Below are 13847 nucleotides of genomic sequence, written 5' to 3'. Positions count from 1 at the left end.
GCTCAAGGCAGGTCGGCCCACACGTCCCGGTCGAGCCCCGGGATCAGGGCTGCCTGCCTGCTCAACGCGTTCGCGGCGGTCCGGACGGCGAGCCCGACCTGATCGGGTTCGACGATGCCTACCCCGGCACTGACCGAGACGGCGGCGATGGGACCGGACCGGGAACCGGTGATCGGCGCGGCCGCACAGAGCACACCTGGACCCGACTCGTTGCGCTCGTAGGCCACCCCTCGCTCCCGGACCGTGGCCAGCTCCGCCCGCAGCGCCGCCTCGTCGGTGATCGTGGCGGGGCCGACTGCAGGCAGGCCCGCGGCGATGACGGCGTCTACTTCGGCCTGGGGCGCCCACGCGAGCAGGGCTTTGCCGACAGCGGTGGCGTGCGCGGGTATCCGCCCGCCGACTCTAGAGGCCAGCCGCGGAGCGTCCCGACTGTGGAGGATCATCACGTAGACGACCTCTGTCCCGTCGAGAACAGCAAGGTGGACGGTCTGTCGGGTGGCGCTGCGCAGGTCGGCCATTGTGGCCAGCGCCAGCCTGCGCAACTCCCGCGGCCGCGCCGCCCGCTCGCCGAGTTCGAAGAAGCGCAAGCCGAGCCGGATCCGTCGGCCGGATCGCTCGAGGAAGCCGTACCCGACCAGCTCCGTCACCAGCCGGGAGGCGGTCGCCTTCGCCAGCGCCGACCGTCGGGCGATCTCGCCGACCGAGAGGTCGGCGTCCTCGGTGGTGAAGGCGTCGAAGACCGCAGAGACCCGCCCGATCACGGACGGCGGCGCATCGGGGGTGCGCGGAGGCACGTCAGCTGCCCTGCTCCGCGGCGGCCCGGGCCGACACCCAGGCGGCGACCTGCGCCCGGGATCGGAATCCGAGCTTGTTCAGGATCCGCTCCATGTGGGCCTCCACCGTGCGCAGCGAGAGCACCAGCCGGGCTGCGATCTCCCGGTTCGACAGCCCGTCCGCCACCAGGGCGGCGACCTCCTCCTCGCGGCGGGTCAGTTCCGAGGTGCTCGCGGCGCGGTGCGGGGCGGCGACCGGTCGCTCGGTCCGCTCGCCGAGGGCGGCGGCGATCGCGTCGGGCAGGTCGAGCGCGGCGCCCTCCCGCATGCCCTTCTCCAGTGCGGGCGCACCGAGCTGGACTGTCAGCGCCTCTATGCGGTCCCGGTGATAGGTGGTCAGCCTGCCGAAGGCCGAGAGCGTCGCCTTCGTCTTGCTCCAGACCCGGTCTGCCATGCCGAGCAGCCTGGCCGCCCGCTCGGGATCACCGCGGTCGTTGGCGATCCAGCCGAGGACCTCGAAGGACCGCGCCATCACCAGCTGCTCGCCGAAGTCGCGCATCACGGAGATGCTCTGCTTCAGCTCCTGCTCGGCCTCCGCGGTCCGGCCGGACCGCCACCAGGCCAGCCCGAGGACCCAGTGCCCGTGCGCCCGGTACCAGGACTCGCCGTAGCGTTCGCTCAACCGCACACAGGCTGCGGCGTGCGCGGCGGCGGCCTCCAGGTCGTCGGCCACCACGGCCAGCAGGGCGAGCTGGACGAGCGCGATCGCCGTACCAACCCGCTCGTCCCGGGCACGGAAGCCGTGGTGCGCTCTGGACAGTCGCTCGCGCGCGGTGTCGAGGTCACCGACGTGCAGGGCCGCCACCCCTTGCGCGAGCAGGAACTCGTCCCGCAAGTCGGGGGCCCCGAGGCGGTCCGCCAGCCGGCCGCCTTCGGTGAGCAGGGGTGCCGCTGCGTCGGCGTCGCCCTGCATCAGGGCGAGCCATGCCCGGGTCCAGAGGGCCACCCCGCGGCGGTGATCTTCGCTCGTGCGCACCTCTAGGACGCGGTCCACCCACCGAGCGCCCTCGCTCAACGAGCCGACAGCGTGCCAGTAGACGCGCAGGGCACCCGCCATGTCTGCGGCATCCACACCGTCTCCGGCCAGGGAGCGATCCAGCACGGCGCGGACATCGGGGTTGAACTGCTGGATCCGTGCCAGGCCGACGAGCTGGGCCGCGGTGAAGCAGTCCTCGTCGGCCCGGAGCACGAGCTCGCGGACGTACGCACCGTGGAGTCCGCGAACTTCCGCCTCGTCTCCGAAGGCGGCCAGGCGTGCGCGGCCGAACTGTCGGATCGGCTCCAGGAACCGGTAGCGAGCCGGGGGCCCCGGGACAAGGGTGAGGACGGACTTGTCAACGAGACCGGCGAGGGCGTCGAGGGCGTCCGCGCCGCACACCGCCGTCGCCCCGTCGAGATCGAAGGAGCCCTCGAACACCGACGCCCGGGCCCAGGCCGCTCGTTCGGCCGGTGTGCAGAGCTCGAAGCTCCAGTCCATCAGCGCCGTCAGGGCGCGCTGGCGGGGCTCGGCCCCGGCGTTGCTCCCCGTCAACAGGCCGACGAGGTCGTCAACCCGCGCGGCGACCTGGTCGAGGGTCATCGAACGGAGCCGGGCGGCGGCCAGCTCGATGGCGAGGGGGATCCCCTCGAGCCGCGCGCAGAGCGTCCGTACGGCGGCCCGTTCAGACTCGTCGATGGTGAATCCCGGGGCCACCGCGGCGGCCCGATCGACGAACAGTTGCACCGCCTCGTAGCGCAGCAGCTCGGCGAGCGGGACGTCTCCGAACACGGCCGTGCCACCGCTGGGCGCCGACAGCGGAGGGACGACTACGAGGTGCTCGCCGCTGACGCCGAGCGCCTGCCTGCTGGTGGCGAGGACCCGTACCTCCGGGGCCCAGCGCAGGATTCGGCGCACCAGGGCGGCGATCTCCTCGGAGAGGTGCTCGCAGTTGTCCAGCACGAGGAGCACCCGTCGGCGGCACAGGTACTCGACGATCCCGTCCACCGGGTCGCTGGCCGACTGGTCGCGAAGGTCCAACGCCGCCCCGACGGCCTCGGCCACGTGCCCGGCGCTGGAAACCTCGGCGAACTCCACCAGGCGGACACCGTCGGCGAACCGGCGGCGGACCTCGTCGGTGGTGCGCAGGGCCAGCCGGGTCTTGCCCACACCGCCCGGCCCGATCAGTGTGACGAGGCGGTGGGCGCTGAGGGTGCGCTTGACCGCGGCGAGTTCGGTCCGTCTGCCGACGAAGGCGGTGAGCTCGGCGGGGAGTCCGCTGGTGTGCGGCGCCGGTGGCGTGGTCATCTCGGGCGGGACGCTAGCCAGCCTCGTGACGGGCGGTCAAGCGCGCGCCCAGGCATCTCCGTGGTGGCTTAGGTGTTCTCCCCGTACCGGCGGCCCGAAGCGGGCGAGCAGGGTCGACACCGACCGGACGCACCCGGCGGCCTGGACGGCCGACGAACTCATCGTGGAGTCGCCTCATGACGGATCCCCTTCCTCCCCTCGCCGCGCCGGACGAGGCGGACAGCCGGTCCACGGCACCACCCCGCAGCACTGCGCGCATCCTCCTTGGTGCCGGTGTGGGCAACATGCTCGAGTGGTTCGACTGGAGCGTGTACGCGATCTTCGCGACGTTCTTCGCTACGCAGTTCTTCGTCGACGACGGCGCCCTCGGCGCCGTGCTGTCGACCCTCGCGATCTTCGCGGTCGGTTTCCTGATGCGGCCGCTCGGCGGGTTCCTCTTCGGGTGGGTCGCGGACCGCCGCGGCCGCCGCTTCGCGATGACCACATCGATGATGATGATGGCAGGCGGCAGCCTGCTGATCGGCGTCTCGCCCACCCACGGGCAGATCGGCATCTGGGCGGCCGTGCTGCTCGTCGTCGCCCGCCTCGTGCAGGGTCTCGCGCACGGCGGCGAGATCTCGGCGTCCTACACCTACATCGCCGAGATCGCCCCGCGCCACCGACGCGGATTGTGGTCGACCACGGTCTACGTCTCGGTGACCGCGGGCATCCTGAGCGCCTCACTGATCGGCGCCCTCGCCTCGACGATCTTCGGTGCGGAGGACCTGCGCCAGTGGGCCTGGCGCATCCCCTTCCTGATCGGCGGCGCCCTGGGCCTCGTCGGCCTCTACCTGCGGCGGAGCCTGCACGAGACCACGGCCTTCCAGGAGGCGGAGCCCGCACCCAGGACGCTGCGCTCCCTCGCCGCTGACCTGGGCCGCAACCGCGTCAACCTGGCCCGGACCATCGGGCTGACGGCCGGGATCACGGTCATCTACTACGTTTGGGCCGTCGGCATCTCCGGGTTCGCGATCAGCACTCGCGGGGTGGACCCGACGCACGCGCTCTGGGCGACGGTCGTCGCGAACACGCTCTTCATGATCACCCTCCCGCTGTGGGGCCTCCTCTCGGACCGCGTCGGTCGCCGCCCGGTCTACCTGGCCTACGGCATCGCGATGGCGCTGGTGGCCTATCCCCTGCTCGCGCTGCTCGACGACTCCGCCGTGCGCCTCGGTGTGCTCATGACGGTGGCCCTGGTGCTGATGGGCGCGTTCGTCGGCAACATGCCCGCGTACTTCTCCGAGCTGTTTCCCACCAGGGTCCGGGCAAGCGGCGTCGGTATCGGCTCGTCGTTGACCGTGGCGATCCTCGGCGGCTCGGCCCCGTACCTGCTGACCTGGCTCTCCGCTCAGGGCCTGGAGTGGGTGTTCGGCCTCTACACCGTGGTGCTGGCCCTGATCGGGCTGGTCACGGCCGCCTTCTCCCCCGAGACGAAGGGCAGTGACCTGCAGTGACCCTCCCCGGCTCCGACGAGGTCCGCTACACAGTCGCCGACCACCTCGCAACGGTCACCCTCGACCGCCCCGAACGGCGCAACTCGTTGTCCCAGAGCGTGATGAGCACGCTGATCGAGTGCTTCGCGCACGCCTCGACCACCGACGACGTGAGGGCGGTGGTCCTCACCGGTGCGGGGGACGCGGCGTTCTGCGCCGGCGCGGACCTGAAGGAGTTCGACGAGATGGCGCGCCGGGGCGAGCAGATCCCGGTCCCGATGTCCGGCTCCGACCGCAACGTCTACGAGGTCGTCGCCGAGACCCCGAAGCCCACGATCGCGGTGCTGAACGGGCCTGCGGTGGCCGGCGGCTTCGAGTTGGCGCTGGCCTGCGACCTGCGGATCGCCGCCGAGCACGCGTTCGTCGTTATGCCCGAGGCCAAGCGCGGGATGGGCGCGAACTTCGCGACCGTGCTGCTCCCGCGGCTGCTCCCTCGGGCGGTCGCGCTGGAGATGCTCTACCTCGGCGAGCCGGTCTCCGCCCGCACCGCGCTCGGCTGGGGTTTGATCAACCGGGTCGTCGACCGCACCGAGCTGGCGGCGGAGAGCGCGAAGTACGTCGAGGCGATTGTCGGGAACGCCCCGCTGACGCTGCGCCGCTACAAGGAGATGACGTTCAAGGGCTGGGAGCTGCCCGTCGCCGCGGCGCTGCGGCTCGGTGTCGGCCCGAACCCCTACCTGTCCGAGGACCGTGCGGAGGGCATCCGCGCCTTCCTCGAGAAACGTCCGCCGCGGTGGCAGGGCCGGTGAACCGTCCTCTCGACAAGGAGAATCACGTGCACGACCTGACCGACGACCAGCTGGCGATCCGCGGGGCCGTGGAGGACCTCTGCGCCCGGTTCCCGCTGGAGTACTGGCGCGAGCGGGACGCGAACCTGGAGTACCCCGAGGAGTTCGTCGACGCCCTGGGCGAGGCCGGCTGGCTCTCGGTGCTCATCCCGGAGGAGTACGGCGGCGGCGGGGGCACGCTCAGCGACGCGGCCCTGATCCTGGAGACGATCAACCGCTCCGGCGGCACCGGAGTGCCCGCCCACGCGCAGATGTACACGATGGGCACGATCCTGCGGCACGGATCGGACGAGCAGAAGAAGCGGCTGCTGCCCGAGATCGCCGCGAACCGGCTTCGGCTGCAGGCCTTCGGCGTCACCGAACCCGACGCCGGCTCGGACACCACCCGGATCCGCACCTTCGCCCGCCGGACCGGCGACCACTACGTCGTCAACGGCGCCAAGATCTGGACCTCGCGGTTCCGGCACTCCGACTACATGCTCCTGCTGGTCCGCACGACCCCCTACGAGGACGTCGTCAAGAAGTCCGACGGCATGTCGGTGCTGCTGGTGGACCTGCGCGAGGCCGGCGACGCGATCGCCGTCCGCCCCATCCGGACCATGACCGCGCACGAGACCAACGAGGTGTTCATCTCCGACCTGCGGGTGCCGGTGGAGAACCTCGTCGGGGAGGAGGGCAAGGGTTTCCGCTACATCCTCTCCGGGCTCAACGCCGAGCGGATCCTGATCGCCTCGGAGGTACTGGGAGACGGGTTCTGGTTCGTCGACCAGGCCACCCGATACAGCCGGGAGCGGATGGTGTTCGGCCGCCCGATCGGCCAGAACCAGGGCGTCCAGTTCCCCCTCGCCCAGGCCTACGCCGACCTCTCCGCTGCGAGCCTCATGCGCTGGCGCGCGGCGTCGCTGTTCGACGCCGGGCAGCAGCCCGGGTTCGAGGCCAATGCGGCAAAGCTGCTCGCCTCCAGAGCCAGCTGGGCCGCGGGCAACGCCGCCATGGACACCTTCGGCGGGTTCGGCCTTGCCGAGGAGTACGGGATCGAGCGCAAGTTCCGTGAGGCTCGACTGCCGCTCGTCGCGCCGATCAACAACAACCTCGTCCTCGCCTACATCGGGCACCAGGTGCTCGGCATGCCCAAGTCGTACTGATACCGCGTATCGAGAACCCGGAGGGTCCCACCATGGATCTCAACCTCAAGGACAAGTCCGTCATCGTCACCGGCGGCAGCAGCGGGATCGGCCTGGCCGCGGCCCGGCTGTTCGCCGAGGAGGGTGCCCGCGTCGTCATCGCTGCGCGCCGCCCCGAGGTGCTCGAGGCCGCTGCGCGTTCGGTCACCGACGCCACCGGGGTGCGGGTCGACGGGGTGGCCACCGACGTGCGCGATCCCGCGGCCCTCGACCGGCTCGTCCGCACCGCACTGGACCTGCACGGCCGCATCGACATCCTGGTGAACAACGCTGGCGACGGTGTGTACAGGCCGTTCCTCGAGGTCACCGACGACGAGCTCGTGCACGGCACTGCGGTGAACTTCTTCGCCCAGTTCCGCCTCTGCCAGCGGGTGATCCCGGCGATGCTCGAGCAGGGCTCCGGCGTGATCGTCAACGTGACCGGCGAGACTGGGATCCGGGTCACCACCCCGCCGTTCTGGTCCGCGTGCACCGGCCCGTCGAAGGCCGCCGAGAACCGGCTGACCAAGATCCTCGCCAGCGAATTCGGCGAGCGCGGCATCCGGGTCAATGCCGTCGTGCCCGGCTATGTCCGCACCGAGGAGCGGCTGGCCAAGTGGCAGGCCGAGCTCGGCCCGCGGTCCACCACCGAGGAGGTCACCGCGCGCATGCGCGAATGGGCCCCGGGCATCACCCGCCCCGGCAAGGAGTGGGGCACGCCGGAGGAACTCGCCGACCTGATCGTCTACGCCGCGTCGGACCGGTCTGCGTTCGTCAACGGCGCCGTACTGGTCGCCGACGGCGGGGACGACAAGTCATGAGCCTGCGGATCCACGCACTGCCCGCGGGGGTGATTCGGGACTTCCCGGTCGCGGCTGTGCGGTACCAACGCGGGTGGGGCGAGTTCCACGACACCCCGATGATCATGTTCGTGATCACCGGCGGGGCCTTCCCGATCGTCGTCGACAGCGGCACCCCCGACCCGGAGTTCGTCCGCAAGCACCACGGCTACGACTTCGAACGTCCGGCCGCGCACGCTCCCGAGGCGACGCTTGCCGAGATCGGGGTCTCCCCCGCCGATGTCGGCCTCGTGGTGGTGCACACCCACCTGCACTGGGACCACTGCGGCAACAACCACCTCTTCCCCGATGCCCGGTTCGTCGTGCAGAAGGCCGAGCTCGCCTATGCCGTCGATCCTCTGGAACCCTCGCGCACGGCCTTCGAGAACACCGCCGAGATCGCCCCGCCCTGGGCCCCGCTGCTGAACCGCTTCACCACGGTGGACGGCGAGGCCGAGGTCGCGCCCGGGGTCCGGGTGGTACCGCTGCCCGGACACACCCCGGGATCGCAGGGCGTGCTCGTCGAGACCGACGCGGGAGCGCACCTGCTCGCCGGGGACACGATCGACACCCGGGCCAACTGGGAGGGCGACGCGAAAGCCCGCCACATCCCGTCGGGCTCGTTCACCGACCTCGCGGCCTACATGGACAGCTTCACGCGGATCGAGCGCCTCGGTGCCGAGGTGGTCCCCAGCCACGACGCCGCGGTGCTGGAGAAGGGGGTGTACGGCTGATGACACCCTCTGTGTCAACCTCAAGATCGTTAGGCCGCTGCGGGTGGGGGGAGTTGGCGGGCTGCGCCGCCGTGTCGGGTGGGGTCGTAGGGCTGCCCGTCGTTCCAGCACCGCCAGATGATGCGGACCCAGGCTCGGGCGAGGATGCGGATGGCGTGGGGGTGGTCCTTCCCGGAGGCGATGGCTCGGCGGTAGACCTCGGCGGCCCAGGGGCTCTGGTGGCGGGAGTTGTCGGCGAAGGTGGTCAACGCGACCCGCAGCCGTTTGTTGCAGGCCCAGCGGAACCCGACCGAGCGGTGTTTGCCGCTGGCGCGGGTGACCGGCACGAGTCCGGCGAGGGCGGCGATGGCGTCGGGACCGGTGTAGGCGTCGGGCTCGGCGAGCTCGGCTCGGATCTGGGCGGCGTTGACCTGCCCGGCCCGGGGGAAGCTGGTGAACACGGCCCCGTCGGGGTGGGCGTGCAGGTGCGCGGTGTTGGACCGGTCGAGGTCCTTGATCGCGGCGTTGAGCGCGCCCAGCACGGTGATCAGGGCGAGGACGGCGTCGCGCAGCGCGTCGGTCACGGTCGGGCCGCTGACACCGGCCGGAGCGCCAGGCAGCCGCGCGAGCAACTCGGCGGGTGTGCGGCGCCCGGAGTAGCCGTGCTTGATGCAGAACGCGGCCATCCGCTTCTCGCCCAGGTGCGCGGCATGGCCGGGTGTGGGGTAGCGGTGCAGGAACGCCAGGCTGATCGCCGAGGTGACGTCGGCGAAGATCTCCTTCGCCCCGGGCCAGGCGTGCTCGAGCAGCGCAGCGAGCTGGTTGCCCGCTGCGACCCGGGCGCCGACGAGGTCGGTGCGGGTGCGCGACACCAGGCGCAGCGCGGTGGTGTCCTCGGTCAGCGGGGTCGCCGCGCGCAGCCGGTGCGCCCGCAGGCGCAGGTACTCGGCGATCACGTAGGCGTCGCCCGGGTCGGACTTCGCCCCGGAGATCACCTCACCCTCGCGCCAGGTCTTGATCGCGTTCGGCTTCACCGGCACCACCGGGTGCCCGGCCACGAGCAGCGCGTCGACCAGCCGCCCGTCCGGGCGCTCGATCGCCACCGGCACCCCGCCCGGCTCACCCAGCCTGCCCAGGCGGCGGATCAGGCCGGTGAACCCGGCCGCGGTGTGCTCGACAGCGAACCCGGCCCTCTGCCGGCCGGTCGAGTCGAGCACACATACCGCATGGGTCTTGGCGGCCCAGTCGATCCCCACGAAGAACTCCGCACCCACCAGCGACACGCCCGTCGCCTTCCTGTCCACAGTGGGCAGGAGACGGTCGAGAGCCCGGCCGCGAGTCGAGTGGTCACTGACCGGCACTCCACCCGGCAGCAGCCCTCTGTCGTCGATCTCAGACCGGGCAGGAACCGGGGGCGGCAGTGTCATCGCGGCCGTCTCACGGCGACCGACTCGGGCCGTCACCCCGGTTCCCGACCGCTTCCTACCACAGAGGCACCCATGACCCCTGCACAGAAGAGGGTGGACCAGTGACCGGCTCGCTCGGCGGGATCCGCGTCCTGGACGTCACGACCAGCGTGGCGGGCCCGTTCGCCGCGCTGATCCTCGGGGACCTGGGCGCTGACGTGCTCAAGGTCGAGCGGCGCGGCAGCGGAGACGACACCCGCCGCTGGGGCCCACCCTTCTGGGCGGGCGAGAGCCCGCACTTCACCGCGCTCAACCGCAACAAGCGCAGCGTTGCCCTGAATCTCAAGGACCCCGCGGACGCCGAGACCTTCGGCAAGCTCGTCGACACCGCAGACGTCCTGGTGCAGAACTTGCGGCCCGGGGCGCTGGCGCGCAACGGGTTCGGCCCGGAGGAGGCGCTGCGACGCAACCCCCGACTGATCTACTGCGAGATGACCGGCTACGGCTCCGGCGGCCCCCTGGCCGACCTACCCGCCTACGACCCGCTGATGCAGGCCTTCTCCGGGCTGATGGCGATCACCGGCGAGGACGGCGGGCCACCCGCCCGGATCCCGGTGTCCATCCTGGACCAGGGCACCGGGATGTGGGCAGCCATCGCGGTGCTCGACGCGCTCCGCGAGCGTGACCGCACCGGCTCCGGCACCCACCTCGAGGTCTCCCTGCTCGGAACCGCCCTGATGTGGCAGCCCGCCCAGCTGGGCAACTACTTCGCCAACGGCACTGTCCCCGGCCGGCTCGGCTCCGGCACCATCGGCATCTACCCCTACGCCGCCTTCCCGACGGCGGACGGCTGGGTGGTGATCTCTGCGGGCAACCAGTCGCTGTGGCTCGCCCTATGCGAGCTGCTCGCGCGGCCCGATCTGGTGACCGATCCCCGGTTCGCCGAGAACCCGGATCGCGTCGCCCACCGCGACGAGCTGTTCGCCGAGCTGTCGAAGTCGCTGGCCGAGCGCGGAACCGCGGCCTGGGTCGAGGCCCTGCAGGCCGTCGGAGTGCCGTGCGCGCCGATCCAGACCCTCGACCAAGTCGTGGCGCACGAGCAGGTCCGTGGCATGGGCGCGATCGGCGCGGTGGCGCACCCACGGATCCCGGACTTCCGCACAGTGCGCCTGCCGCTGCGCAACGGCGGCGAGTATCCGGCGCTGCGCCGACCCGCCCCGCTGCTGGACGAGCACGCCCCGGAGTGGCTCGATGAGTGAGGTGTTCCCGGGCCCGGCCGGCCTCCCGGACGTCGTGCTGGTCGAGGAGGGGATGCGCGAGGGCCTGCAGATCGAGGACGCCGCGATCCCTGTGGCGGACAAGATCCGGCTGCTCGACGCGCTGTCCGTGACCGGTCTGCGCCGCATCGTGGTGGGCAGCTTCGTGAGCCCGAGGTGGACCCCGCAGATGGCCGGGATCGACGAGCTGATCCGCGGGTTCACCCCGGTCGAGGGCGTCCGCTACACCGCACTCGCACTCAACGCCGGGGGCGTCGAGCGCAGGGCCCAGTACATCCCGGACCCGTTGTCCCCCGAGGACCCGCGGCCCGCGACGCTGCTCCACCTCTGCGACGTGTTCGCCCAGCGCAACACCAACCGCACCCGGGCAGCCGAGATCGCTGCCTGGCCGGCCATCGTGAAGGGCGCTGTCGACGCCCGAGCGACCGAGGCGGGCATCGGCGTGAACGCCGCCTGGGGGTCCAACTGGCTCGGCCGATTCTCTCCAGAGGAGCGGCTGTACTTCCTTACCGAACAGCACCGGCTGTGGACCGACGCTGGCATCGCGGTGACGAAGGTGTTCCTGGGTGACCCCATGGGCTGGAACCTGCCGCACCTGGTCGCGGCGGACCTGCAGGCGGTCCTCGACCGCTGGCCCGAGATCACCACGATCCACCTGCACCTGCACAACACCCGTGGGATGGCTCCCATCTCGCTCTACGCCGCGCTCACCACTCTCGGCCCCGGCCGCCGCCTCGTGCTCGACACGAGCATCGGCGGCATGGCCGGCTGCCCCTACTGTGGTAACGGTCGCGCCGCCACACTCGCCCCCACCGAGGACATCGCCCTGCTCCTCGACAGTCTCGGCTACCCCACCGGCATCGACCCGGACCGGCTGATCGACGCCGTGCACCTCGCGGAGCGCATTGTGGGGCACCCTCTGTACGGCCACGTGTCCAAAGCAGGCGGGTTCCCCAAGGGTGATCGCCTCTACCCGATGGACATGCCCTTCATCGAGACCCTCGACGAGGCTCGCCACTTCCGCCGCGGCCCCGCCGCCTACGCCGGTCCGCTCCGCCCGTGGCGGGAGCCGATCACATCCGAGTTCCGCCCCAACGGTTAGGAGACGCCCATGTCCGCTGGAAGCCGCCCGGGGCTCACCACGGCCCTCGGCCGGTACGCCGTCGAGGCCGACCTCTCCGGTGTCCCGGCGGCGGCCCTGGCCCTGGCCCGCCGCACACTCGTCGACACCGTCGGCGTCGCCCTCGGAGCACGGCACGATCCCGCTGTGATGATCGCCCGCACCCTGGTGGGCACCGGCGGCGGTGGGGCCACGGTCCTCACCGACGGCACGTCGGTCCGCGACTTCGACGCGGCGCTGCTCAACGGGGTCGCCGCGCACGCCCTGGACTACGACGACGTCGTCGACGCGCTCTACGGCCATCCCAGTACCGTCCTATGGCCCGCGCTGCTCGCCACCGGCGAGGACCGCGGATCGACGACCCGCGAGCTGGTTGATGCCTACCTCGTGGCCTTCGACGTGGAACTGGCCCTGACCGAGGGCTTCACCCTGCGCAGGCACTACGCCCGCGGCTGGCACTCCACCGCCACCCTCGGCGTGCTCGGCGCCGCCGCAGGTGTGGCCCGCCTCCTCGGCGCCACCCCCGAGCAGGCGGCGGTCGCCCTGGGTATCGCCGCCTCCATGGCCGGTGGGAGCAGACAGAACTTCGGCACCATGACCAAGCCGCTGCATGCCGGGCTCGCCGCCCGAGACGGGGTCCTGGCTGCTCGGCTGGCAACCGCAGGCTTCACCGCCGACACCACCCAGCTCGAGGGTCCGCTCGGCTTCTTCGCCCTGTACGGCGACGGTCCCGGCGACCTCGATCGCGTGCTGCCCGCGCTCCCCGCAGAACCCGGCACCGCCGTGCTGGCCCACGGGGTGAACGTGAAGAAGTACCCGGCCTGCTACAACACCCAGCGCACCCTCGACGCCGCCCTGGAGATCGCCGCCCGTGGCCTCGATCCGGCCGAGATCGACGAGGTGCGGCTGACCGTCGAGCCCGGCGGCCTCGACCCCCTCATCCACCACCGTCCGACGACGGGGCTGGAGGGCAAGTTCAGCGCCGAGTACGCGGTGGCCGCCGCCCTGCTTGACCGCGCGATCGGGCTGCGCACCTACACCACCGACGCCGTGCGCCGCCCCGCCGCGCAGCAACTTCTCGCCCGGGTCTGGGTGGCCGAGCAGGCCCGCCCGCCACTAGGCCCGTCCGAGTGGGACCAGGCCTACGCCGTCCTGGAGGTGGGCTACCGGTCGGGCAAGCGGGAGACCAACCGGGTCGACGTTCCGCACGGCGACCGCCGGGCCCCGCTGGACGACGCCGACCTACGCCGCAAGTTCGTCGACTGCCTGGACTTCGCCGGGCTCGGCGCGGCGGCCGACACCGTGCACACCCAGCTGACGGCCTTCGGCGACGACACCCCGTTCACGGGGTTCGGGGCGCTGGCGGCAGCGCGATGAGTGCGCCCGACCCGCTGCTCGACCCCGTCGCAGCGTTCGTCGCGCACGAGACCTACTCCGATCCCGCGGTCCGCGCGCACGTCCGGACGTTGCTGGCCGACGCCCTGGTCCTGGCCCGCGCGGCGGACTCCGTACCCGGCGCGACTGACCTGCTGGAGCTGGGCGCGGGGCACGGGGACCACCTCGCCTGGTGGTCCGGGCGCCGACTCGGGGCCGCCGACGCCGTGCAGGCGAACGCCGCCGCGGTGTGCGCCCGCTTCCAGGACGACACCGATATGCGGTCGTGGAGCCACCCGGGCAGCTTCGTCGTGCCGGCCGCGGTGGCCGCCGCCGTCGAAGCCGCAGCGAGCTACGGCCAGCTGCTCGACGGCCTAGTCGCGGGCTACTCGACCACCGCCTGGCTAGGCGGCGCAGGCGAGGTGGCCGTTGCGATGATGCGCCGAGGCCACCGACCCAGCCCGACCTTCGCCGCGGCGGGGGCGAGCGCCGCCGCCGCCCGCGCGTTCGGGCTCGAC

The 13847-nt window shown here is 71.9% G+C and carries 12 protein-coding genes; 9 read left to right on the top strand and 3 right to left on the bottom strand.

The features are described 5' to 3' along the window. Nucleotides 1-2: 2 nt before the first annotated feature. Together AB0B41_RS18250 and AB0B41_RS18245 are read right to left on the bottom strand one after the other, a co-directional pair. On the bottom strand, nucleotides 3-794 hold the full coding sequence (locus AB0B41_RS18250) for an IclR family transcriptional regulator (protein WP_358204536.1): 792 nt from the start codon (nucleotides 792-794) through the stop codon (nucleotides 3-5). 1 nt (nucleotide 795) lies between these two features. Continuing rightward, nucleotides 796-3117, bottom strand: a complete 2322-nt coding sequence (locus tag AB0B41_RS18245; protein WP_358204534.1) for a LuxR C-terminal-related transcriptional regulator — start codon at nucleotides 3115-3117, stop codon at nucleotides 796-798. 176 nt (nucleotides 3118-3293) lie between these two features. Between AB0B41_RS18245 and AB0B41_RS18240 the strand changes: the two genes are divergently transcribed. Genes AB0B41_RS18240 through AB0B41_RS18220 form a run of 5 tightly spaced genes read left to right on the top strand, consistent with a single transcriptional unit; the run spans nucleotide 3294 to nucleotide 8173 of the window. Next, nucleotides 3294-4610 (top strand): MFS transporter, encoded by a 1317-nt coding sequence (locus tag AB0B41_RS18240; protein WP_358204532.1) that lies wholly within the window; start codon nucleotides 3294-3296, stop codon nucleotides 4608-4610. Continuing rightward, nucleotides 4607-5398, top strand: coding sequence for an enoyl-CoA hydratase-related protein (locus tag AB0B41_RS18235; protein WP_358204530.1), 792 nt, complete (start codon nucleotides 4607-4609; stop codon nucleotides 5396-5398). Before AB0B41_RS18240 ends, AB0B41_RS18235 begins: the two co-directional genes overlap by 4 nt. Nucleotides 5399-5424: 26 nt before the next feature. Then, nucleotides 5425-6582: an acyl-CoA dehydrogenase family protein gene (locus tag AB0B41_RS18230; RefSeq protein WP_358204528.1), complete on the top strand. Its 1158-nt coding sequence runs from the start codon at nucleotides 5425-5427 to the stop codon at nucleotides 6580-6582. Nucleotides 6583-6614: 32 nt separating this feature from the next. Further along, nucleotides 6615-7421, top strand: a complete 807-nt coding sequence (locus AB0B41_RS18225; RefSeq protein WP_358204526.1) for an SDR family oxidoreductase — start codon at nucleotides 6615-6617, stop codon at nucleotides 7419-7421. Next, entirely contained in the window at nucleotides 7418-8173 is a 756-nt protein-coding gene (locus AB0B41_RS18220) for an N-acyl homoserine lactonase family protein (RefSeq protein ID WP_358204523.1), read from the top strand. Before AB0B41_RS18225 ends, AB0B41_RS18220 begins: the two co-directional genes overlap by 4 nt. 29 nt (nucleotides 8174-8202) lie before the next feature. On the opposite strand, the gene AB0B41_RS18215 is transcribed toward AB0B41_RS18220, so the two are convergent. Then, nucleotides 8203-9456 carry an IS110 family transposase gene (locus tag AB0B41_RS18215; RefSeq protein ID WP_358204522.1) on the bottom strand — a complete coding sequence of 418 codons (1254 nt, stop codon included), beginning with the start codon at nucleotides 9454-9456 and terminating at the stop codon, nucleotides 8203-8205. Between the two features lie 224 nt (nucleotides 9457-9680). Between AB0B41_RS18215 and AB0B41_RS18210 the strand changes: the two genes are divergently transcribed. The 4 genes from AB0B41_RS18210 to AB0B41_RS18195 all read left to right on the top strand — a co-directional run. Continuing rightward, entirely contained in the window at nucleotides 9681-10817 is a 1137-nt protein-coding gene (locus AB0B41_RS18210) for a CoA transferase (RefSeq protein ID WP_358204520.1), read from the top strand. Next, the gene (locus AB0B41_RS18205; protein WP_358204517.1) at nucleotides 10810-11937 is read left to right on the top strand and encodes a citramalate synthase; all 1128 of its coding nucleotides are present in this window, start codon (nucleotides 10810-10812) and stop codon (nucleotides 11935-11937) included. Before AB0B41_RS18210 ends, AB0B41_RS18205 begins: the two co-directional genes overlap by 8 nt. Nucleotides 11938-11946: 9 nt before the next feature. Beyond that, a complete protein-coding gene (locus AB0B41_RS18200) occupies nucleotides 11947-13332 on the top strand; it encodes an MmgE/PrpD family protein (RefSeq protein WP_358204515.1) in 1386 nt (461 codons plus the stop codon). Beyond that, nucleotides 13329-13847: MmgE/PrpD family protein (locus AB0B41_RS18195; protein ID WP_358204513.1), on the top strand; the 519-nt coding region annotated here is incomplete at its 3' end. The genes AB0B41_RS18200 and AB0B41_RS18195, both read left to right, overlap by 4 nt.

Origin of the sequence: Pseudonocardia sp. NPDC049154, from assembly GCF_040648315.1 — a bacterium.
GTDB lineage: Bacteria > Actinomycetota > Actinomycetes > Mycobacteriales > Pseudonocardiaceae > Pseudonocardia.
The sequence above is the reverse complement of the archived record's forward strand: the minus strand, read 5'-3'. Positions and strand labels throughout refer to the sequence as shown.